The organism is Alloyangia mangrovi, assembly GCF_002300555.2.
Lineage (GTDB): Bacteria > Pseudomonadota > Alphaproteobacteria > Rhodobacterales > Rhodobacteraceae > Salipiger > Salipiger mangrovi.
This window is the reverse complement of sequence record NZ_NTHN02000002.1, coordinates 171,679-193,091: the sequence shown is the minus strand read 5'-3', so window position 1 is coordinate 193,091 and position 21,413 is coordinate 171,679. Positions and strand designations below refer to the sequence as shown.

General features: G+C 66.8%; 16 protein-coding genes and 3 pseudogenes. 9 read left to right on the top strand and 10 right to left on the bottom strand.

Translation table 11 applies throughout. The features are described 5' to 3' along the window. Positions 1–53: 53 nt before the first annotated feature. A complete protein-coding gene (locus tag CLG85_RS02320) occupies positions 54–338 on the top strand; it encodes a hypothetical protein (protein ID WP_095882181.1) in 285 nt (94 codons plus the stop codon). Between the two features lie 87 nt (positions 339–425). Here CLG85_RS02320 and choV read toward each other — a convergent pair. From choV to choX, 3 genes and pseudogenes are all read right to left on the bottom strand, one after another. Then, positions 426–1,444, bottom strand: a pseudogene (gene choV / locus CLG85_RS02315) (choline ABC transporter ATP-binding protein). Then, positions 1,441–2,280 carry a choline ABC transporter permease subunit gene (gene choW, locus CLG85_RS02310; protein ID WP_095882179.1) on the bottom strand — a complete coding sequence of 280 codons (840 nt, stop codon included), beginning with the start codon at positions 2,278–2,280 and terminating at the stop codon, positions 1,441–1,443. The pseudogene choV and the gene choW overlap by 4 nt, the downstream one beginning before the upstream one ends. An 86-nt stretch (positions 2,281–2,366) precedes the next feature. Next, a complete protein-coding gene (gene choX, locus CLG85_RS02305) occupies positions 2,367–3,287 on the bottom strand; it encodes a choline ABC transporter substrate-binding protein (RefSeq protein WP_095882178.1) in 921 nt (306 codons plus the stop codon). A gap of 106 nt (positions 3,288–3,393) precedes the next feature. Between choX and betI the strand changes: the two genes are divergently transcribed. From betI to CLG85_RS02270, 7 genes are all read left to right on the top strand, one after another. Then, entirely contained in the window at positions 3,394–4,071 is a 678-nt protein-coding gene (gene betI, locus CLG85_RS02300) for a transcriptional regulator BetI (RefSeq protein WP_095882177.1), read from the top strand. A gap of 2 nt (positions 4,072–4,073) precedes the next feature. After that, a complete protein-coding gene (gene betB, locus CLG85_RS02295; protein ID WP_095882176.1) occupies positions 4,074–5,534 on the top strand; it encodes a betaine-aldehyde dehydrogenase in 1,461 nt (486 codons plus the stop codon). 11 nt (positions 5,535–5,545) lie between these two features. Then, positions 5,546–7,204 carry a choline dehydrogenase gene (betA, locus tag CLG85_RS02290; RefSeq protein ID WP_095882175.1) on the top strand — a complete coding sequence of 553 codons (1,659 nt, stop codon included), beginning with the start codon at positions 5,546–5,548 and terminating at the stop codon, positions 7,202–7,204. 129 nt (positions 7,205–7,333) lie between these two features. Next, positions 7,334–8,185 (top strand): glycoside hydrolase family 25 protein, encoded by an 852-nt coding sequence (locus tag CLG85_RS02285; RefSeq protein WP_095882174.1) that lies wholly within the window; start codon positions 7,334–7,336, stop codon positions 8,183–8,185. Between the two features lie 282 nt (positions 8,186–8,467). Next, a complete protein-coding gene (locus CLG85_RS02280) occupies positions 8,468–9,529 on the top strand; it encodes a methionine ABC transporter ATP-binding protein (RefSeq protein ID WP_095882173.1) in 1,062 nt (353 codons plus the stop codon). Continuing rightward, positions 9,519–10,193: a methionine ABC transporter permease gene (locus CLG85_RS02275; RefSeq protein ID WP_095882172.1), complete on the top strand. Its 675-nt coding sequence runs from the start codon at positions 9,519–9,521 to the stop codon at positions 10,191–10,193. Before CLG85_RS02280 ends, CLG85_RS02275 begins: the two co-directional genes overlap by 11 nt. 36 nt (positions 10,194–10,229) lie before the next feature. Next, a complete protein-coding gene (locus tag CLG85_RS02270) occupies positions 10,230–11,006 on the top strand; it encodes a MetQ/NlpA family ABC transporter substrate-binding protein (protein ID WP_095882171.1) in 777 nt (258 codons plus the stop codon). A gap of 97 nt (positions 11,007–11,103) precedes the next feature. On the opposite strand, the gene purU is transcribed toward CLG85_RS02270, so the two are convergent. The 5 genes and pseudogenes from purU to CLG85_RS02245 all read right to left on the bottom strand — a co-directional run bounded on the left by purU (position 11,104) and on the right by CLG85_RS02245 (position 17,162). Beyond that, entirely contained in the window at positions 11,104–11,997 is an 894-nt protein-coding gene (gene purU / locus CLG85_RS02265) for a formyltetrahydrofolate deformylase (protein WP_235865385.1), read from the bottom strand. A gap of 55 nt (positions 11,998–12,052) precedes the next feature. Further along, a complete protein-coding gene (locus CLG85_RS02260) occupies positions 12,053–12,598 on the bottom strand; it encodes a sarcosine oxidase subunit gamma (protein WP_095882169.1) in 546 nt (181 codons plus the stop codon). A 10-nt stretch (positions 12,599–12,608) separates the two neighbouring features. Next, a pseudogene (locus CLG85_RS02255) lies at positions 12,609–15,598 on the bottom strand (sarcosine oxidase subunit alpha). After that, entirely contained in the window at positions 15,595–15,897 is a 303-nt protein-coding gene (locus CLG85_RS02250) for a sarcosine oxidase subunit delta (protein WP_095882167.1), read from the bottom strand. Before CLG85_RS02250 ends, CLG85_RS02255 begins: the two are co-directional and overlap by 4 nt. 11 nt (positions 15,898–15,908) lie before the next feature. Continuing rightward, positions 15,909–17,162: a sarcosine oxidase subunit beta family protein gene (locus tag CLG85_RS02245; protein ID WP_260348371.1), complete on the bottom strand. Its 1,254-nt coding sequence runs from the start codon at positions 17,160–17,162 to the stop codon at positions 15,909–15,911. Between the two features lie 224 nt (positions 17,163–17,386). On the opposite strand from CLG85_RS02245, the gene CLG85_RS02240 reads away from it, so the two are divergent. Continuing rightward, positions 17,387–18,415, top strand: a complete 1,029-nt coding sequence (locus CLG85_RS02240) for a GlxA family transcriptional regulator (protein ID WP_095883215.1) — start codon at positions 17,387–17,389, stop codon at positions 18,413–18,415. An 18-nt stretch (positions 18,416–18,433) separates the two neighbouring features. On the opposite strand, the pseudogene yghX reads toward CLG85_RS02240, so the two are convergent. Next, positions 18,434–19,328, bottom strand: a pseudogene (gene yghX / locus CLG85_RS02235) (YghX family hydrolase). Between the two features lie 103 nt (positions 19,329–19,431). Next, entirely contained in the window at positions 19,432–21,330 is a 1,899-nt protein-coding gene (prpE, locus tag CLG85_RS02230; protein ID WP_095883217.1) for a propionate-CoA ligase PrpE, read from the bottom strand. Between the last annotated feature and the right edge of the window lie 83 nt (positions 21,331–21,413).

The window sequence follows — 21,413 nt, the reverse complement described above, 5'->3', positions numbered from 1 at the left end:
GCTGCCTATACTTGGGGTCTGTCGAGAACGAGGCTCATCCTGGGGAGGAACGCATGGCTTCTGCATCACGACGCCTTCTACTGAAAACTTACAGCGCCTGGATCGAGGCGGACGCGGCCTTTCGCGCCGCGCAGAGCAACGTGGCCGGGTTTTTCCCGGGCCGCGAGACGCATCTTTCGGTGCAGATCGGCAACCGTGGCTCAAAGGTCCGCCAGCTTTACAACGCGCGGCAGAGGGCGCTTGAAAAGCTACAGCTCGCCCGCCGGCAGGCGCTGATGGAGCGCGAGGCGCGGCGCGGTCGGGCGCGGGTGAACCTGCTGCTGGTCTACGCGGGCTGAGCCCTCGGTACGACCCACGGCGACGCCGCCGGGCCACGAAAAAGGCGCAGCAAGAGCCGCGCCTTCTCGCATCGTTCATATGCGCCCCTATTGCGCGACCAGCCGCTCAAGCAGCGTCGCGGGGGTCACTGTGCCGACCCGCACGCCGCCGCGCGTCACCGCCACCGGCGCGTTGCGCTCGGTCATTGCGGCGGCGAACTCGAGCACCGGCGTCTCCTCGTCGACCTCCGCCTCGGCCGGCACCTCCGAAGGTTTCATCACGTCCTTGGCGCGCAGGAAGCTGAGCGGATTGGAATGCGCCACGAACTCGGCCACGTAGTCGTTCGCCGGGTCGCTGGCGATCTGGTTCGGAGTGCCGCATTGCACGATGCGCCCGCCTTCCATGATCGCGATGCGATTGCCGATCTTGAAGGCCTCGTCGAGGTCGTGGCTGACGAAGATGATCGTCCGCTTGAGCTTGGCCTGCAGCTCCAGAAGCTCGTCCTGCAGCTTGCTGCGGATCAGCGGGTCGAGCGCCGAGAAGGGCTCGTCCATCAGAAGGATCGGCGCCTCGGTGGCAAAGGCACGGGCCAGGCCGACGCGCTGCTGCATGCCGCCCGAAAGCTCGCTCACCTTGTTGTCGGCCCAGTTCGACAGGCCCACCAGCTCGAGCTGTTCCATCACCTTGGCGCGGCGGGCCGCCTTGCCCATGCCGCCCAGCTCCAGCCCGAGCCCGACGTTCTCGGCGACCGAGCGCCACGGGAGCAGGCCGAACTGCTGGAACACCATGGCCACCCGCTCGCGCCGGATCCGCGCAGGTCAGCCGAGGAGGCGTCGGTGACATTGACCATTCGCTCGCCTTCGCGGACGTGCACGCCGCCGCGCACCACCGGGTTGAGCCCGTTGATCCCGCGCAGCAACGTCGACTTGCCCGAGCCCGAGAGGCCCATGAGCACAAGGATCTCGCCCTCCTCGACCTCGAGCGAGCAATTGTGCACGCCGAGCACCTGATCGGTCCTTTTCTGGATCGTCGCGCGGTCCAGCCCCTCGTCCATCAGCGGCAGCGCCTCTTCCGGCTCGTCGCCGAAGACAATGGAGACATTGTCGATCTTCACGGCCGTGGTCATTTCTTGTCGCCTCCGAAGTTCAGCAGACGGTCGAGCAGGATGGCCACGACCACGATTACCAGGCCGCTCTCGAAGCCGAGCGAGGTGTTCACCTGGTTGAGCGCGCGCACCACCGGCACGCCAAGCCCGTCGGCGCCGACCAGCGCGGCGATCACCACCATCGACAGCGCCAGCATGATTGTCTGGTTGAGCCCGGCCATGATCTGCGGCAGCGCGTAGGGAAGTTCGGCCTTCAACAGCACGTCACGGTTCGTGCCGCCGAAGGCCCGGACGGCCTCGGTCAGCTGCTGCGGCGTCGAGGAGATGCCGAGCTGCGTCAGGCGGATCGGCGCGGGCAATACGAAGATCACCGTAGCGATGAGCCCCGGCACCATGCCGATGCCGAAGAAGACGATCGCCGGGATCAGGTAGACGAAGGTGGGCAGCGTCTGCATCAGGTCGAGGATCGGGCGCAGCACGGCGTAGAGCCGGGGCCGGTGCGCGGCGGCGATCCCCACCGGCACGCCGATCGCCATGCAGACGACGCAGGCCGAGAGCACCAGCGTCAGGCTTTCCGTGGTTTCTTCCCAATACCCCTGGTTGAGGATGAACAGGAAACCGAGCGCAACGAAGGCGCAGATCTTCCAGCTGCGGTGCAACAGCCAGGCGACCAGCATGAAGACAGCGATGATGATGAACGGATTGGGTTCCTGCAGAACCCAGAGGATGCCCTCGATCATCGTTTCGAGAACGACGGAGAGCAGATCCAGCAGACCTTCGGCGTGGTCACGGATGCCTTCGAAGATGAAGGCCGCGAAGTCGCCGACGGGAATCTTGTATGAAGTGAGCCAATCCAAGGCTGCGCTCCTTATGATGAGCAGTCAGGAGAAGGATGCCGTCTGGCTCCGCGTCTGAACGCGAAGCCAAAGTGCGACAGCCGGGATCAGAGACCCAGGGCCGTTTTCACCGCCGCAAGCGCGGGCTGACCGTCGAGCGTGGTCACGCCGTCGAGCCAGTCGTCCAGCGCCTCGGGGTTGGCGGTCAGCCAGGCCTTGGCGGCGTCATCCGCCTTTTCGCCGTCGTTGAGGATCGCGCCCATGATCTCGTTTTCCATCTGCAGCGAGAACTCGAGGTTGGTCAGCAGCTTGCCGACGTTGGGGCATTCCTCGACATATCCCGCGCGGGTGTTGGTGTAGACCGTGGCGCCGCCGAAGTCCGGCCCGAACCACTCGTCGCCGCCAGACAGGTAGGTGAGGTCGAAGTTGGCGTTCATCGGATGCGGCTCCCAGCCGAGGAAGACGATGGGATCGTCCTTCTTGGTCAGGCGCGCGACCTGGCTCAGCATGCCCTGCTCGGAGCTTTCCTTGACGTCGAACTCGTTCAGCCCGAAGGCGTCAGCCTCGATCATGTCCATGATCAGTCGGTTGCCGTCATTGCCGGGCTCGATGCCATAGATGGTTTCGTCCAGCTCATCCGCGTGGGCGGCGATGTCGGCGAAATCCTTGATCCCCAGCGCGGCACCGGCGGCATTGGTCGCCAGCGTGTACTTGGCACCCTCGAGGTTGGCCCGCACCGTGTCAACGGTGCCCGCCTCGCGGTAGGGCGCGATGTCTGCCTCCATCGTGGGCATCCAGTTGCCGAGGAAGACATCCATGTCGCCCTCTTCCAGAGACACGTAGGTGACCGGCACCGACAGCACGCTGACCTCGGTATCATAGCCCATCGCCTTCAGCACGGTCGTGGTCGCGGCCGTGGTGGCAGTGATATCCGTCCATCCCACATCCGAGAACCTGACTTTGGAGCAATCTGCAGCGGCGGCGCTTGCGCAAAGAGCGATGGCGGAGGTGGTCAGTACGAGTTTCATAGGGTCCCCTTTTGAGGTTAGCGTGATGAATCTGAGTTATTGATTGACGAGTCAATTAATGACGGGCTATTCCAGAAAAGCAACCAGAAATCTGTGGGGGCCCCGCATGGCACGTAAATCCGAGGAAGAAAGACGCAGGGATCTGATCGCTGCGACGATCCGCGAGATCGGTGCCTCGGGCACGCTCAACGTGACGACCAGCCAGATCGCCAAGAGCGCCGGTGTTTCGCCGGGACTGGCCTTTCACTACTTCACCGACAAGGACACGTTGTTCCTTGCGGCAATGCGTTCAATTCTCACGGAATATCGGGCCGACGTGACGCAGGCGCTGGCCGGAACCCGCACGCCCGACCAGCGGCTGCACGCCATCGCGCAGGCCAGTTTCGGCATGACGAGCTTCCGCCGCGAAGCGATCTCGGCCTGGGTGAATTTTTATGCACTTGCGCTCCGCTCCGAAGAAGCGCGGCGGCTGCTGTCGCTCTACCACCGCCGCCTGCACAGCAATCTGGTGCACGCGCTTCGCCCGAAGATTCGCGAGCGCGCTCCCGACGTGGCGCGGCGGATCGGCGGGCTGATCGACGGGCTTTACCTGCGCTATGCGCTCGACACCCGCACGCTGCGCCCGCCGGAAGAGGCGGTCGGCGCGGTCGACGGCTCGGAGGGGGCGCAGCACGTGCTGCGCGCCATCGCCGCCGAATGCACAGAAGTTCACGAAAACGACGAAATCTCCATGGCGGACGCCGACCCGGCGCCCATGGCCCCCCTCGCAGGACCTCAGGAGTAATCATGACCACTGCTTTCCAACCCGCTGGCAGCCACTTCATCAACGGCGCCTATGTCGATGACACCGCAGGCGAAAAACTCGAAGTGATCTACCCGCACACCGGCGAGGTGATTGCCACCCTGCACGCGGCCACACCGGCGATCATCGAACAGGCGCTGGCCTCGGCCAAGGCTGCCCAGAAGGCGTGGGGCGCGCTCTCGGGCACGGAGCGCGGCCGCGTGCTGCGCAAGGCGGCGGACCTGCTGCGCGAACGCAACCGCGCGCTGTCGGAGATCGAAACCCATGACACCGGCAAGCCGATGTCCGAGACGCTGATCGCCGACGCCGCCTCTGGCGCCGATGCGCTGGAATACTTCGGCGGTCTTGCGGGCACGCTGACCGGAGAGCACATCCCGGTGGCGGGCGGCGATTTCGTCTACACCCGGCGCGAGCCGCTCGGCGTCTGCGTCGGCATCGGCGCGTGGAACTACCCGATCCAGATCGCCAGCTGGAAGGCCGCCCCGGCGCTGGCCTGCGGCAACGCGATGATCTTCAAGCCCTCCGAGATGACACCCCTGACCGCGCTGAAGCTGGCCGAGATCCTGATCGAGGCGGGCGCGCCTGCAGGGCTGTTCAACGTCGTGCAGGGCTACGGCGCGGTGGGTGCCGCGCTGATCACCGACCCGCGCGTCGACAAGGTCTCGCTCACCGGCTCGGTGCCGACGGGACGCAAGGTCTATGCCGCCGCCGCCGAGGGGATGCGGCATGTCACCATGGAACTCGGCGGCAAGTCCCCGATCGTGGTCTTTGACGATGCCGACCTCGAAAGCGCCGTCTCGGCGGCGATCAACGGCAACTTCTACTCCACCGGCCAGATCTGCTCGAACGGCACCCGCGTCTTCGTGCAGGAGGGGCTTTACGACAAATTCGTAGCCCGCGTCGCCGAGCGCATGGACAATGCGAAGATCGGCGATCCGATGGACGAGGCCACCACCATCGGCCCGATGGTCTCGGCCCGGCAGCGCGAGATAGTCGAGGGCTACATCGCCAAGGGCGTCGAGGAAGGCGCGCGGCTCGTGAAGGGTGGCAAGAGCCTCGACGGCGCCGGTTTCTACATCGAGCCGACGCTCTTTGCCGATGTCACCGACGAGATGACCATCGCCCGCGAGGAGATCTTCGGCCCGGTCATGTCAGTGCTGAAGTTCGCCTCCGAGGAAGAGGCGCTGACCCGCGCCAATGCCACCGAGTTCGGCCTCGCAGCCGGCGTCTTCACCGCCGATCTCACCCGCGCGCACCGCATGGCGGCGGGCTTCGAGGCGGGCACTTGCTACATCAACGCCTACAACCTGACGCCGGTGGAGGCCCCCTTCGGCGGCTCCAAGATGTCGGGCGTCGGCCGCGAGAACTCCAAGGCCGCCATCGCCCACTACAGCCAGGTGAAATCGGTCTACGTCGGCATGAACCCGACCGAAGCCCCGTTCTGAAGGAGGCCCCGATGCAGGCAGATTACGTCATCGTCGGCGCGGGCTCTGCGGGCTGTGCCATCGCCTGTCGTCTCGCCGAGGCGGGCAAGAAGGTCATCGTGGTGGAATTCGGCGGAACCGACGCCGGGCCCTTCATCCAGATGCCCGGCGCGCTGTCGTACCCGATGAACATGAAGCGCTACGACTGGGGATTCGAATCCGAACCCGAGCCGCATCTTGGCGGCCGCCGCCTCGCCACGCCGCGCGGCAAGGTGCTGGGCGGCTCGTCCTCGATCAACGGCATGGTCTATGTGCGCGGCCACGCCCGCGACTTCGACACATGGGAAGAGATGGGCGCGCAGGGCTGGGCCTATGCCGACGTGCTGCCTTACTACAAGCGCATGGAAAGCTGGCACGAGAATGGCCACGGTGGCGACGCCGACTGGCGCGGCAAATCTGGCCCGCTGCACGTCTCGCGGGGCAAGCGCGACAACCCGCTCACCCGCGCCTTTGTCGAGGCCGGGGTGCAGGCGGGCTACGAGGCCACCGACGATTACAACGGCGAGAAGCAGGAGGGCTTCGGCCCCTTCGAGGCCACGATCCACAAGGGCGAGCGCTGGTCGGCCTACAAGGCCTACCTCAAGCCCGCCATTGCCACCGGCAACGTCGAGGTCGTGCGCGGCTTCGCCCGCAAGGTGGTGATCGAGAACGGCCGCGCCACCGGCCTCGAGATCGAGCGCAAGGGCAAGGTCGAGGTGATCAGCGCGGGCAAGGAAGTCATCCTCGCCGCCTCCTCGATCAACTCGCCCAAGCTGCTGCTGCTCTCGGGTGTCGGTCCCGCCGAACACCTGAAGGAACATGGCATCGAGGTCGTCGCCGACCGTCCCGGCGTCGGGCAGAACCTGCAGGACCACCTCGAGCTCTACATCCAGCAGTCGGCGACCCAGCCGGTGTCGCTGTTCAAGTACTGGAACCTCTTCGGCAAGGCCTATGTCGGGGCGCAGTGGCTGTTCACCCGCAAGGGTCCCGGCGCCTCGAACCAGTTCGAGAGCTGCGCCTTCGTGCGCTCGAAGCCGGGCGTGGAATACCCCGACATCCAGTACCACTTCCTGCCAATCGCCGTGCGCTATGACGGCAAGGCGGCGGCCGAGGGGCATGGCTTCCAGGCCCATGTCGGCCCGATGCGCTCGAAGTCGCGCGGCGCGGTGACGCTGAAGTCGGCGGATCCGAAGGACCCGCCCACCATCTTCTTCAACTACATGTCGCATGAAGACGACTGGGCCGACTTCCGCACCTGCATCCGCCTAACCCGCGAGATCTTCGGGCAGGAGGCCTTCGCTCCCTACCGTGGCCACGAGATCCAGCCCGGAGACGCGGTGCAGACGGACGAAGACCTGAACGACTTCATCCGCGAGCACGCCGAGAGCGCCTACCACCCCTGCGGCTCCTGCCGGATGGGCGCGGCCTCCGATCCCATGGCTGTGGTCGATCCCGAGTGCCGCGTGATCGGCGTCGAGGGGCTGCGCGTCGCCGACAGTTCGATCTTCCCGCAGATCACCAACGGCAATCTCAACGCGCCCTCGATAATGACCGGCGAGAAGGCCTCGGACCATATCCTCGGAATGCAGCCCCTGCCCCGCGACAATGCCCAGCCGTGGATCCATCCCGACTGGCAAACGGCGCAGCGCTGATCCCTCTATCGCGCCGCCACACCGGCGGCGCGGATGCCACCCGGAGAGGACCCGGCGTTGCACAACTCCCTGATGCCGCGACTCACTTTTGGCGTTACTCTTGTCAGAGGCAAGAGCAGGACAAAAAAGATGATCACCCCATCCCCCCGACCATGGGTCAGGGCGGGCGCAATGATCGTCGCACTGGCGGCAACCCTGAGTGGTTGCGGCGGTTCGACGCCACCCACCGCGACCCTCTCCCCCAGCGACACACAGGCGCTCTACATCCGCGAGAACCGCGCCTCCGGCATTCCTCACCGCTTCGGCGACACCGATCCGCATGACTGGGGTCAAGTCAGCCCCGCGCGCTACCCGGTTCATGGTCTCGATGCGGCCCGCTACCAAGGGATGATCGACTGGCACGCGGCGCGCGGCGCGGGCATCCGCTTCGGCTATCTCAAGGCCACCGAGGGCGGCGATCACATCGACCCGGCCTTCGCGCAGAACGCCGCGGGTGCCCGGGCAGCAGGCGTGCCGGTGGGGGCCTACCACTTCTACTACTTCTGCCGACCCGCCAGCGAGCAGGCCGCGTGGTTCATCGCCAACGTGCCCAAGCGGCGCGGCGACCTGCCACCGATCCTCGACATGGAATGGAACCACCTCTCGCCCACCTGCCGCATTCGCCCGCCGGCGGAGCAGGTGCGCGCCAACATCCGCGAGTTCTCCCGCATCGTCGAACGGCACTACGGCACCGCCCCGGTGATCTACACCACGCCCGAGTTCTACGCTCGCAACGACCTCGGCAGCCTGCGCGGTTCGGAGTTCTGGCTGCGCTCGGTCACCGCGCATCCCTCGGAGCGCTACCTCGATGAGCGCTGGAGCTTCTGGCAGTACACCGGCACCGGGCTGGTGCCGGGCGTGCGCGGGCCGGTGGATCTCAACGCCTTCGCCGGCAGCGAGGCGAACTGGCAGGCCTGGCTGGCGGCCCGCAGCCAGGGATAGCGGCGCCCTACGCAACATCTGCCCGGGGCTGACCATGCTCCGGGTTCAGTTTGCAAGACCCTGTCTCCTCGCAAAAAGAACATCGTCCGGCCCGCCCCGCCGCGTCGCGGACAGCCCCCGCGCGACCCGCCACAAGCTGGAACACCCTCCCACCCCTCCGTCATGATACACTCTGCCGCACAGCGCCCCTGCGCCCGCATGCGCCCGGCAGGGCTTGCGTCCCCGGCCCATATCCGGTCTATCGCGCCACGGGAGGAGGCCGGACGGAAACGAGAGACTCGGATGGCCGACGTACAGACATCAGGTGCCGCGATCACCTTCGACAAGCTGGGAAAGTCCTTCGACAAGAAGGGCTCCGGCAAGGTCATGGCGCTCGAGGACATCAGCCTCGACGTCGCCCCCGGAACGATCACCGGGATCATTGGGCGCTCCGGCGCCGGCAAGTCGACGCTGCTGCGCATGGTCAACGGGCTCGAGCAGCCGACCGCCGGCACGGTGACCGTCGCCGGGCATGACGTCGGCCGGGCCGGTGCCGCCGAGTTGCGCCGCATCCGCCGCGACGTCGGGATGATCTTCCAGCACTTCAACCTGCTGAGCTCGCGCACGGTCTACGGCAACGTCGCCCTGCCGCTCGAGATCGCGGGCGTGCCCGGCGCCGAGATCAAGCGACGGGTCGATGACCTCATCGGCCGCGTCGGTCTCGAGCAATTCAGCAACCGCTACCCGGCAGAGCTTTCGGGCGGGCAGAAGCAGCGCGTCGGCATCGCCCGCGCGCTCGCCACCCAGCCCAAGGTGCTGCTCTCGGACGAGGCCACCTCGGCGCTCGACCCCGAGACCACGCAGACGGTGCTGAAGCTGCTGGCCGACATCAACCGCGACCTCGGGCTGACCATCCTGCTGATCACCCACGAGATGGCCGTGGTGCGCGACATCGCCAGCCACGTGGCGGTGATTGACGGCGGCCGCATCGTCGAGGCGGGCCAGACCTACGACGTCTTCGCCGCCCCGCAGCACCCGACCACCCGCTCGTTCCTCGCGGGCATCACCGGGATCACCTTGCCGAGCTTCATCGCCGGCAAGCTGCAGGCCGAGCGCCCGCAGGGCGAAAGCCAGGAGGTGATCCGCATCACCTTTGCCGGGACGCATGCCACCGACCCGATGCTGGCCAAGCTCACCTCGGAGCTGGGCATCCCGGTCAATATCCTTGCCGGTGCCATCGAAGAGATCGGCCCGCACCCCTTCGGCAACCTGCTGGTCTCGGTCGACGCGACCCGCGGCGCCGAGGCCCGCGCCTATCTTCAACGTCACGAGCTGCTCACGGAGGTGCTGGGCTATGTCGGCTAACCTCATCAACCTGTTGATCGAAGCCACGCTTCAGACCCTTTACATGGTCGCCATCTCGGGTGCCCTCGGCACGCTTTTCGGCCTGCCCATCGGGGTCTACCTCGCCGTCTCGCAACGCGGCGAGCTGCTGTCCAGCCCGTGGGTGAACAAGGTGCTCGGCCTCATCGTCAACGCGGCGCGCTCGGTGCCCTTCATCATCCTCGTGGTGGCGATCATCCCCTTCACCCGGATGATCGCGGGCACCTCGATCGGCACCACCGCCGCCATCGTGCCGCTGACCATCGCCGCCGTGCCCTTCATCGCGCGGCTGGTCGAGAACGCCATCCGAGAAGTCGACAGCGGCCTCATCGAGGCCGCCCGGGCGATGGGCGCCACGCCTTTCCAGATCATCCGCAAGGTGCTGGTGCCCGAGGCCCTGCCCGGCATCACCCTCGGCCTGACGCTCGCCGTGGTCAGCCTCATCGGCTACTCGGCCATGGTCGGCGCGGTCGGCGGCGAGGGCCTTGGCGATCTTGGCATCCGCTACGGCTACCAGCGCTTCATGCCCGAGGTCATGCTGGCGGTGGTGGTCATCCTCATCGTGCTGGTCCAGCTCGTGCAGTCCCTCGGCGAGGGGCTGGCCAGACTGGTCGACAAGCGCGCGCCGCGCAATCGCGGCCGCTGAACCAACAATAAGAACGCAATTGGAAGGAGATTTCCCATGAAGCGTATGATCCCCCTCGTCTCCGCGCTGGCCCTGATCGCCGGCACCGCGATGGCCGAAGACATCAAGGTTGGTGTCTCGCCCGGTGAGCACGCCGAGATCATGGAAGAAGTGGCCAAGGTCGCCGCGCCCATGGGTCTCAACATCGACGTGGTCGAATTCTCCGACTACGTGGTGCCGAACCAGGCGCTGGCCGATGGCGACATCGAGGCCAACTCGTTCCAGCACGAGCCCTACCTCGACAACCAAATGAAGGACCGCGGCTTCGAGCTGGCGCCGATCGCGACCACCATCACCACCCCGATGGGCGTCTACTCGGACAAGGTCACCTCGATGGACGACTTCCCCGAGGGTGGCTCCATGGGAATCCCTAACGATCCGACCAACGGCGGCCGCGCCCTTCTGGTGCTGCAACAGCTCGGGCTGATCAAGCTGGCCGAAGGCACCGGCCTCGTGCCGACCGTTCTGGACGTGGTCGAGAACCCCAAGGACATGCGCTTCCAGGAGCTCGACGCGGCGCAGCTGCCGCGCTCGCTGGCCGACCTCGACGCGGCGCTGATCAACACCAACTACGCGATCGCCTCGGGCCTGAGCCCCAAGGAAGACTCGATCGCCATGGAAAGCGCCGACAACCCCTATGTGAACATCATCGTCGTGCGTCAGGGCGACGAGGAGCAGCCCTGGGTGAAGCCGCTGATCGACGCCTACCACAGCCCCGAGATCAAGGCCTTCATCGAAGAGAAGTACCACGGCACCGTGCTGACCTCCTGGTAAGCCGCGGTCGGCGGGCACCCAGCCCGCCTCGCCACGAAATGCGAAGGCCCGCCGCGGATAACGCGGCGGGCCTTTTGCATGGCGTTGGGCGCTGGCGTCAGCCCATGCGCTCCGAGGCATATTCGCCGGGGCTTGCCGGAAACACCACGGTCTTGTTTCCGTTCAGGAAAACCCGGCGGTGGATATGCGCGTGGATCGCCCGCGCCAGCACCTGGCTCTCAACGTCGCGGCCCAGCGAGACGTAGTCGGAGGCGCTCTGCGCATGGGTCACGCGGATCACGTCCTGTTCGATGATCGGCCCCTCGTCGAGATCGGCGGTCACGTAATGCGCCGTCGCCCCGATTAGCATCACCCCGCGCTCGTAGGCCTGCTTGTAGGGATTGGCGCCCTTGAAGCTCGGCAGGAACGAGTGGTGAATGTTGATGATCCGCCCCGACATCTCGGTGCACATCTCGTCGCTCAGAACCTGCATGTAGCGCGCCAGCACAACCAGCTCGGCGCCGCTGTCGCGCAGGATGCGCATCTGCTCGGCCTCGGCCTCGGGCTTGTTCTCCTTGGTGACCTTGACGCAGTAGTAGGGAATGTCGTGGTTCACCACGACCTTCTGGTAATCGAGGTGGTTGGAGATGACCGCGACGATCTCCACCGGCAGCGCGCCGATGCGCGAACGGTAGAGCAGGTCGTTCAGGCAGTGCCCGAAACGGCTCACCATGATCGCGACCTTGGTCTTCCGGCTCGGGTCATGGAAGGCGAAGTCCATCTCCATCTCTTCCGCAATCCCGGCAAAGCCCGCCTCGAGCGTCTCGCGGCTGCGGCCCGCTTCCGAGCTGAAGCTCAGGCGCATGAAGAAGCGGTCATTGGCAAGGTCCGAGAATTGCGCACTGTCGTGGATGTTGCAGCCCTGTTCGGCAAGGTAGCCCGAGATCGCCGCGACGATGCCGGTGCGCACCGGGCAGGACACCGTCAGCAGGTAGGTCGAGCTCTGGGACACGCTGTCCGCGGCCGGCGCTGCTTGAGCCTCAACCTCTGTCAAAACGCCCATGGTATCAGACACTTTCTGCAGCAAGTTCACGTGCGCCGACCTGCAGAAGATGCAGCAGGTGCGGGGCGAAGCTGTTCCACACGTCCATGCGGAAACGGTCCTCGGCATCGCGCCAGAGCGTGACGGTGGCGCCATCGAAGAGCGTGCGTCGGGCCGAGCCCACCTTGAGGGCATCGATGTCACGCGCGCAGCCGATGGTCATCAGCTCGGCGGCCCTCGTCCCCTCGATGACGAAGGTCACCTCGCGGGCCGAGATCTCGACGAGGCTGTGCGGCAGAGCCGCGTAGACCTCGGCGCAGGCGCCTGCCACAGGCGCGGCCTCGGCGGCCAGCACCAGCCACTCGTCGGGACCGAGGCAGGCCACCTCGACGGCGCCCTTGACGGTCTCGCCGATCTTGCGCGGCAGCGCGACCCCGAGCGCCTGCTCGAGCGGGATCAGCTCGCCCCGGGCGCGCAGCGAGAAGCGCACCTTTGGCAGTACCGAGCTCACCTTGGCAGCCGAGGTTTCGGCCAGCGTGGCGGGCGGGAAGGCGGAAAGCGGAGCGTTCATCAAAGCCTCCTCAGATCTTCAGGCGGGCGTTTTCGGGATCGACGAAGATCGTCGAGGTGATCTTGGCGGCGATGGTGCGGTCGGGCATCGGGATGTGCACGGTCTCGCCCATCCGCCCGTGGCCGCCCTGCACCAGGGCCAGCGCGATGGGACGGCCCGCCGCGTCGGAGTGGTAGGAAGACGTCACGTGGCCGACCATGGTCATCGGGATCGCCTGCTTCGGGTCGAAGACGATCTGCGCCCCCTCCTCGAGCTTGCTGCCATCCTCGGTCAGCAGGCCGACCAGCTGCTTGCGGCCCTCGGCCACGAGGTCGGGCCGCGCGAGGCCCCGCTTGCCGACGAAGTCGGGCTTGGCCTTGCCCACGGACCAGCCCATGCCCGCGTCATAGGGCGTGACCGTGCCGTCGGTGTCCTGCCCCACGATGATGTAGCCCTTCTCGGCACGCAGAACGTGCATGGTTTCCGTGCCATAGGCGGTGATGTTGAACTCTTGGCCTGCCTCCCAGAGCGCCTCCCAGAGCTTGCGGCCCATCGGTGCGGGCACGTTGACCTCGAAGCCGATCTCGCCGGTGAAGCTGACCCGGAACAGCCGCGCCGGCATTCCGGCGACGCTGCACTCGACGCAGGACATGTGCGGGAAGGCCTCCTCGGTCAGCTCGACGCCTTCGACCAGCGGCGCCAGCAGCTTCGCAGCGTTGGGGCCGTTGAGCGCGACGGTGGACCATTGCTCAGTCGTCGAGGTCAGCCAGACGTTCAGGTCGGGCCACTCGGTCTGCAGGTAGTCTTCCATCATGTTCAGCACCCGCGCCGCGCCACCGGTGGTGGTGGTGACGTGGAACTTGTCCTGCCCCATGCGGCCGATGACGCCGTCGTCGCGGATGAAGCCGTCGTCGCCGCAGAGCAGGCCATAGCGGCAGCGGCCCGGCGCGAGCTTGGTCCAGGGGTTGGTGTACATGCGGTTCATGAACTCGACCGCATCGGGGCCCACGACCTCGATCTTGCCCAGCGTCGAGGCGTCGAAGATGCCGACGCTGGCGCGGGTCGCCTTGCACTCGCGCGAGACGGCAGCCTCCATGTCCTCGCCCGCCTGCGGGAAGTACCACGCCCGGCGCCACTGGCCGACCGGCTCGAAGACCGCGCCATGTTCCTCGGCCCAGAGGTCGATCTGGGTCTTGCGGGTCACCTCGAAATGCCCACCGCGATGATAGCCCGCGAAGGCGCCGAAGCTGGTCGGCGTATAGGGCGGGCGGAAAGTGGTCAGACCGACAGAAGGCTGTTTCCTTCCAAGCGCATCCGCGGCGATGTTGAGGCCATTGATATTGGACATCTTGCCCTGGTCGGTGGCCATGCCGTTGGTGGTGTAGCGCTTGACGTGCTCGATCGAGCGCATCCCTTCGCGCACCGCAAGGCGCAGGTCCTTGGCGGTCACGTCGTTCTGGTAGTCGACGAAGGCCTTGGCCTTGCCGGCCGAGCGGTCGGTCGGCAGTTCCTTGTGCGACACGCCGGTGCCGGGACGGTCCTGCGCGACGCCATATGCGTGGGCTCCGGCAGACTTGCCGAGCGCCGCCACGACCTCCCGGCCCTTCTCGGCGCCGTCGTTCAGCACCGCCTCGATGCCCCAGAGACCGCGGCTCGCGCCGGCGATGACGCAATCCTCCGGCGTGCGCTCGGGCAGGAAGGTGGTGCGGTCGTCGTCCCAGGCCAGCGTGCCCTTGGTGTGCGAGAAGAGGTGCAGCGAGGGCGTCCAGCCGCCCGACATCAACACCGCGTCGCAGGCGATGTCCTCGCCCGAACCGACCTTGCCGCCTGACACCGGGTTGAGCCGGATCGAGCTCACCCGCAGGCGGCCCTTGGTGGCGGTGGCGGTGCGCCCGAGCTTGACCGGGATGCCGCGCTGGCGGGCCCCGGCCAGCAGCTCTTCGTTGACGCTGCCCCGGGTGTCGGCGATCGCCTGCACCTTGGCACCCGCGTCCGACAGATCGAAGGCGGCGTACCAGGCGCTGTCATGCGAGGTCAGCACGACGGGGCGCTGGCCCACCAGCACGCCGTAGCGGTTGAGATAGGTCTGCGCCGAACCCGCCAGCATCACGCCGGGGCGGTCGTTGCCGTGGAACACCAGCGGCTTTTCCAGCGCGCCCTGCGCCAGCACCACCTGCTTCGCGCGTACCCGCCACAGCCGCTCGCGCGGGGTGTCGGCGGGCAGGTTCGGCAGGTGGTCGGTCAGCCGCTCGCAAAGGCCGATGAGGTTCTGGTGGTAGTATCCGATGGCGGTGGTACGGGTCATGACCTTGACGCCTGCCGCCTTCAGCGCGGCCAGCTCGGCGGCCAGCCAGTCCCACGCGGCAGCGCCGTCGATCTGCGCCTGCGGCTCGGACAGCAGCGTGCCGCCCGCTTCCGCGTTCTCGTCGACCAGCACGACCTTCAGGCCCGCCTCCGCCGCCACGCGCGCGGCGGCAATACCAGACGGCCCGGCGCCGACGATCAGCACGTCGCAATGCAGGTTGCGCGAGGCGTAGCTGTCGGGGTCCTCCTCGGTCGGGCTGACACCGAGCCCGGCGGCGGCGCGGATGAAGGGCTCGTAGACCTTGTCCCAGAAGCTGCGCGGCCACATAAAGGTCTTGTAGTAGAACCCGGCCGAGAACAGCATGTAGGCGCCGTCGTTCACTGCGCCGATGTCGAACTTCAGGCTCGGGAACTTGTTCTGCGAGGTGGTCTCGAGCCCGCCCCAGATCTCCTGCACCGTGGCGCGGGTGTTGGGCTCGTAGCGGCCGGGCCGCGGCGGGTGCCGATCAGCGCGTTGGGCTCTTCGGAGCCCGCCGCCACCGGCCCGCGCGGGCGGTGGTACTTGAACGAGCGGCCCATCAGGTGCACGCCATTGGCCAAGAGCGCCGAGGCAACCGTGTCGCCCTCGAAGCCCTGGTAGGTCTTGCCGTCGAAGGTGAAGTTCACCGGGCGGGTCTGGTTGACCCTGCCCTTGCCGGAAACGCGGTAGCTGCTCATTTCTGGCCCTCCTTCAGCGCGGCGAGATCGGGACGGGGCGCGCCCGCCTTGTAGGTGGTGAGGAACTTGTCGGTGACGGTGTTGCGCACGGCGTTGAAGAAGCGTCCGCAGCCATGCAGGTGGCGCCAGCGCTCGAAGTGGTCGCCCTTCACGTTGTCACGCATGAAGAGGAACTGCTGCCAGGCGTCGTCGCTCATCTCCGAGGGGTTCTCGGGGCGGGCAATGTGCGCCTCGCCGGCATAGGTGAACTCGACCTCGGGCAGCGTCTCGTCGCAATAGGGGCAATGAATCAGAAGCATGGGCGTCGTCCTTAATGCGCAACTGCGGCCGCGGCGGCTTCGTCGATCAGCCGGCCGGTGCGGAACCGGTCGAGCGTGAAGGGGGCGTTGATCGGGTGGGGCTCGTCCTTGGCGATGGTCCAGGCGAAGACATGCGCCGAGCCCGGCGTGGCCTTGAAGCCGCCCGTCCCCCAGCCGCAGTTGACGTAGAGGTTCTTCACCGGGGTCTTGCCGATGATCGGCGAGCGGTCCGGGGTGTTGTCGGTGATCCCCGCCCATTTGCGCAGCATCCGCATGCGGTTGAAGATCGGGAAGACCTCCGAGATCGCCGCGATGGTATGTTCGATCAGCGGCAGGCCGCCGCGCTGGGAATAGCTGACGTATTGGTCGGTGCCCGAGCCGATGACCAGCTCGCCCTTGTCGGACTGGCTGCAATAGGCGTGCACGGCGTTGGACATGACCACGCAGGGGAAGATCGGCTTCACCGGCTCGGAGACCAGCGCCTGCAGCGGCATCGACTCGAGCGGCAGGCGCACATCGGCGGTGGCCATCACCTGCGTGTTGTGGCCCGAGGCCGAGACCGCGACCTTCTTCGCCTTGATGAAGCCCTTCTCGGTGTCGACGCCCGCGACCGAGCCGTCGGGGTTGCGGCGGATCGCGGTCACCGCGCAGTTCTGGATGATGTCGACGCCGCGCGCCGCCGCGCCCCGGGCATAGCCCCAGGCCACCGCGTCATGCCGCGCCGTGCCCGCCCGCTCCTGCAGCGCGCCGCCCATCACCGGGTAGCGCGAGGTCTTGGAGATGTTGATCGGCGGGCAGTACTCCTTGCACTCCTGCGGCGTAAGCCAGCGGTTGTCGACGCCGTTGAGCCGGTTGGCGTGCACGTGCCGCTTGAAGCTCTGCACGTCATGCACCGTGTGCGCCAGCATCAGCACGCCGCGGTTGGAGTACATGACGTTGTAGTTCAGCTCCTGGCTGAGGGTCTGCCACAGGTCCACCGAATGGTCGAACAGCCGCGCGCTCTCGTCATAGAGGTAGTTCGAGCGGATGATCGTGGTGTTGCGCCCGGTGTTGCCGCCGCCGAGCCAGCCCTTGTCGATCACCGCGATATTGGTGATGCCGTGCTGGGCGGCAAGGTAATAGGCCGCGCCGAGCCCGTGCCCGCCGGCACCGACGACGACCACGTCGTACTCGGCCTTCGGCTGGCTGTCCGGCCATTGCTCGGTCCAGCCCTTATGGCCGGTCACGGCGTTCTTGAGGAGGGAAAAGGCGTTGAAGCGCGTCATTGGCGGGCCCCGGCTGTGGTGGGAGTGCTGAGGGGCCTTGCTAAGTTATACGGCGGGCATGGATGTGAAGAAATGCGCCATCTGAAATGAACTGAAGCGTCAAATCTCGTTTTCCGGCGCTCTGGCACCTCCGCGCAGGGTGCGGGCGGGCTGGCGGACCGATGAGCCCTTCCCCTGTGCGATCTTCGCCTGTACGTTTCCGCCAAACCATGAAGAATCCCGCCATGCCCCCTGCCCAGCCCAACAAGCGCCTGCGTGTCGCCTTTCTTCTCGCGGGGCGGTTCACCCTCTCGGCCTTCGCCAATTTCGTCGATGTGCTGCGGCTCGCCGCCGACGAGGCCGACATGTCCCGCCCGATCCTCTGCGAGTGGACGGTGCTCTCGGACACGCTCGGCCCGGTCCGCTCGAGCTGCGGCGTGCGGGTGCAGCCCGAAACCCGGCTGCGCAATGCCGGGAGCTACGATTATCTGGTGGTCGTGGGTGGGCTGATCAGCGACGAGGCGGCGCTGAGTCCTGCCGAACTCGCCTATCTCAAGCGGCAGGCGGCGGCCGGTGTGCCGGTGGTCGGCCTCTGTACCGGTGTGTTCATCCTGCAGGAACTGGGGCTGCTCAAGGGCTACCGCTGCTGCGTGAGCTGGTTCCACCATCAGGATTTCGTAGATCGGTTCGAAGCGGAAACCCCCGTCTCGGACCAGATCTTCGTGGTCGACCGCGACCGGCTGACCTGTTCGGGCGGGCATGGCGCGGCGCATCTCGCGGCATTCCTCGTGCAGCGCCACATCGGCCAGTCGGCGGCGATCAAGAGTCTCAACATCATGATGATCGACGAGGCGATGAGCGGCGAGAAGGCGCAGCCCGGGCAGGCACTCACCCGCCGCGCCCGCGACGAGTTGGTGAAACGCGCAGTGCTGCGGATGCAGCAGCACATCGAGATGCCGAAGCCTATCGACGAGATCGCCCGCGAGCTCGGCACCTCGCGCCGGACGCTGGAACGGCGCTTCCTCGCGGACCTCAAGCAGACCCCGCTCAAGGCCTACATGGAGCTGCGGCTCGAGCGGGCGCTGATCCGGCTGCGCGGCACCGATGCCTCGGTCACCGAGGTGGCGCTGGCCTGCGGCTTCTGCGACGGGCCGCACCTGTCGCGCACGCTGAAGGCCGAGCGTGGCATCACACCCGCCGAATATCGCAAGGCGCAGGGCGGCGGTGCCGAGCCGGAGCTTGCCGTGGGGGTGCTGCTGCCCCGATCCGACTAGCCGGGCGCGCGGGCCCGCTCAGCCGAGATACCTGTTGAACCAGTCGAGGGTGCGCGACCACGCAAGCTCCGCCGCCTCGGCGTCGTAGCGCGGCGTGGAGTCGTTGTGGAAGCCGTGGTTGGCACCCTCGTAGATATATGCCTCGAAGGTCTTGCCGTTGGCCTCCAGAGCCTCCTTGTAGGCGGGCCAGCCGGCATTGACCCGCTCGTCGAGCGCGCCGTAATGCAGCAGGATCGGCGCCCTAATCCGTGGCACGTCGGCGGCGTCGGGCTGGCGCCCGTAGAAAGGCACCGCGGCACCCAGCTCGGGATAGGCCACCGCCGCGGCATTGGCTACGCCGCCGCCGTAGCAGAAACCGGTGATGCCGACCTTGCCGGTCACCGCGTCATGGGCCATGAGGAATTCGACGGCGGCGAAGAAATCGTTCATCAGCTTCTCGCCATCGACCTGCTGTTGCAGCGCCCGGCCTTCCTCGTCGTTTCCGGGATAGCCCCCCCAGCGGCGTCAGCCCGTCCGGAGCCATGGCGATGAACCCGGCCTTGGCGAGCCGCCGCGCGACGTCCTGGATATAGGGGTTGAGGCCGCGGTTCTCGTGCACCACCACGACGCCCGGCGCGGCCCCGCGTCCGGTTGGGCGCACGAGGTAGGCGCGCATCTCGCCATGGCCGTTGGGCGAGGGATAGGTGATCCACTCGGCGAGAATGTTTGGATCGTTGAAGCTGACCTGTTCGGCCAACGCGTAATCCGGGCTCATCATCGACAGGATCGCGGCGGCGGTCAGCCCGCCCACGGCAAACGTGCCGGCGCGATCGAGAAACTCGCGCTTGGTGATCATGCCGTGGGCGTAGAAATCGTAGAGCTCCAGCAGCTCCGGGCTGAAGTCCGTTGCGGTCATCCGGGTCTGTTCGGTCATCGGGGGCCTCCTCTGCTCACGCCCGCAGGATAACACGTCCAGAGACGCCTGCGGTCACACAGGCGTGTGCGCGGGGCACCGAAGTGGCGCCCGGTCAGCCCGGTCAGGCGTTCTCCTTGGCGTATCCCAGCGGCGTCACCGCCTCGCGGATCTCGCCGAGGATGGCGGGATCGTCGATCGTCGCGGGGGTCTTGAACTCGGCGCCATCGGCGATCTTGACCATGGTGGCGCGCAGGATCTTGCCCGAGCGGGTCTTCGGCAGCCGGTCGACCACGGTGCAGAGCTTGAAGGCCGCCACCGGGCCGATCTGGTCGCGCACCAGCTTCACCGCCTCCCTGACCACCTCGTCGTGCGGGCGGTCGCAGCCGGCGTTGAGGCACAGGAACCCCATGGGCAGCTGCCCCTTGAGCGCGTCGCTCACCCCGATCACCGCGCATTCGGCGACATCGGGGTGGTTCGACAGCACCTCCTCCATCGCGCCGGTCGAGAGACGGTGGCCGGCCACATTGATCACGTCGTCGGTGCGGGACATGATGTAGAGATAGCCGTCCGCGTCCTTCATTCCCGCGTCGCCGGTCTCGTAATAGCCGGGGAAATGGGTGAGATAGGCCGACTTGAAGCGGTCCTCGGCATTCCACAGCGTCGGCAGCGTGCCCGGCGGCAGCGGCAGCTTGATGGCGATGGCGCCCAGCTCGCCGTCCTTCACCTCGTGGCCACCCTCGTCGAGGATGCGCACGTCGTAGCCCGGCATCGGCACCGAAGGGCTGCCCAGCTTGACCGGCAGCTGCTCGATCCCCAGCGGGTTGGCGGCGATGGCAAAGCCGGTCTCGGTCTGCCACCAGTGGTCGATCACCGGCACGCCCAGCTGGGTCTGCGCCCACTGGATGGTGTCCGGATCGGCGCGCTCACCGGCGAGGTAGACCGCCTGAAGGCAGCTCAGGTCGTATTTGCGAACGCACTCGCCCTTGGGATCCTCGCGTTTCACGGCCCTGAAAGCGGTCGGCGCGGTGAAGAAGCTCTTCACCTTGTGCTCGGAGATCACCCGCCAGAAGGTGCCCGCGTCGGGGGTCCCGACAGGCTTGCCCTCGAAGACGATGGTGGTGTTGCCGTGGATCAGCGGCGCATAGCAGATGTAGCTGTGACCGACGACCCAGCCGACGTCCGAAGCGGCCCAGAAGCGGTCGCCGGGCTCGACATTGTAGATGTTCTTCATCGTCCAGTTCAGCGCCACGAGGTGCCCGCCGGTGTGGCGCACGACGCCCTTGGGCTGGCCGGTGGTGCCCGAGGTGTAGAGGATGTAGGCCGGGTGGTTGCCCTCGACCGGCACGCATTCGGCCGGCTCGACGCCGTACTGGAAGCCGTGCCAGTTCACGTCGCGGCCCGGGGTCAGCGTCGCCACTTCCTGCTCGCGCTGGAAGATCACGCAGAAGTCGGGCTTGTGGGTTGCAGCGTCGATGGCGCCGTCGAGCAGCGGCTTGTAGTGCACCACGCGGTTCGGCTCGAGCCCGCAGGAGGCGGCGATGATGCACTTGGGCTTGGCATCGTCGATGCGCACCGCCAGCTCATGCGCGGCAAAGCCGCCGAAGACCACCGAGTGGATCGCGCCGAGCCGGGCGCAGGCGAGCATCGCCTCGAGCGCCTCGGGGATCATCGGCATATAGATGATCACCCGGTCGCCCTTCTCGACGCCCTTGGCGCGCAGCGCGCCGGCCAGCGTGGCGACGCGGTTGCGCAGCTCGACATAGGTGATCTCGCGCTTGGTGTGGGTGATCGGGCTGTCCCAGATGATCGCCACCTGCTCGCCCCGGCCGTTCTCGACATGGCGGTCGACGGCGTTCCAGCAGGTGTTGGTGAGCCCGTCGGCGAACCATTCGAACATGCCTTCGCCCTTGTCGAAGAGCGCCTTCGAGGGGGCCTTGTCCCAGTCGATCGCCTCGGCGGCCTGCATCCAGAATCCCTCGGGGTTCGATGCCCAGTCGGCGTAGATGTCCTTGTAGCCCATGGTGCCTCCTCCTTGCGCCCGTCTCCACAGCGGTGCGCAATTTTGATACGGCTCGGAGCCATCCCCCGGCAAGCCTGTTACCG

Coding starts and splice junctions, on each gene's coding strand:
- CLG85_RS02320 (WP_095882181.1), top strand. CDS start 54: ATGGCTTCTGCATCACGACGCCTTCTACTGAAAACTTACAGCGCCTGG.
- choX (WP_095882178.1), bottom strand. CDS start 3,287: ATGAAACTCGTACTGACCACCTCCGCCATCGCTCTTTGCGCAAGCGCC.
- betI (WP_095882177.1), top strand. CDS start 3,394: ATGGCACGTAAATCCGAGGAAGAAAGACGCAGGGATCTGATCGCTGCG.
- betB (WP_095882176.1), top strand. CDS start 4,074: ATGACCACTGCTTTCCAACCCGCTGGCAGCCACTTCATCAACGGCGCC.
- betA (WP_095882175.1), top strand. CDS start 5,546: ATGCAGGCAGATTACGTCATCGTCGGCGCGGGCTCTGCGGGCTGTGCC.
- CLG85_RS02285 (WP_095882174.1), top strand. CDS start 7,334: ATGATCACCCCATCCCCCCGACCATGGGTCAGGGCGGGCGCAATGATC.
- CLG85_RS02280 (WP_095882173.1), top strand. CDS start 8,468: ATGGCCGACGTACAGACATCAGGTGCCGCGATCACCTTCGACAAGCTG.
- CLG85_RS02275 (WP_095882172.1), top strand. CDS start 9,519: ATGTCGGCTAACCTCATCAACCTGTTGATCGAAGCCACGCTTCAGACC.
- CLG85_RS02270 (WP_095882171.1), top strand. CDS start 10,230: ATGAAGCGTATGATCCCCCTCGTCTCCGCGCTGGCCCTGATCGCCGGC.
- CLG85_RS02260 (WP_095882169.1), bottom strand. CDS start 12,598: ATGAACGCTCCGCTTTCCGCCTTCCCGCCCGCCACGCTGGCCGAAACC.
- CLG85_RS02250 (WP_095882167.1), bottom strand. CDS start 15,897: ATGCTTCTGATTCATTGCCCCTATTGCGACGAGACGCTGCCCGAGGTC.
- CLG85_RS02245 (WP_260348371.1), bottom strand. CDS start 17,162: ATGACGCGCTTCAACGCCTTTTCCCTCCTCAAGAACGCCGTGACCGGC.
- CLG85_RS02240 (WP_095883215.1), top strand. CDS start 17,387: ATGCCCCCTGCCCAGCCCAACAAGCGCCTGCGTGTCGCCTTTCTTCTC.
- prpE (WP_095883217.1), bottom strand. CDS start 21,330: ATGGGCTACAAGGACATCTACGCCGACTGGGCATCGAACCCCGAGGGA.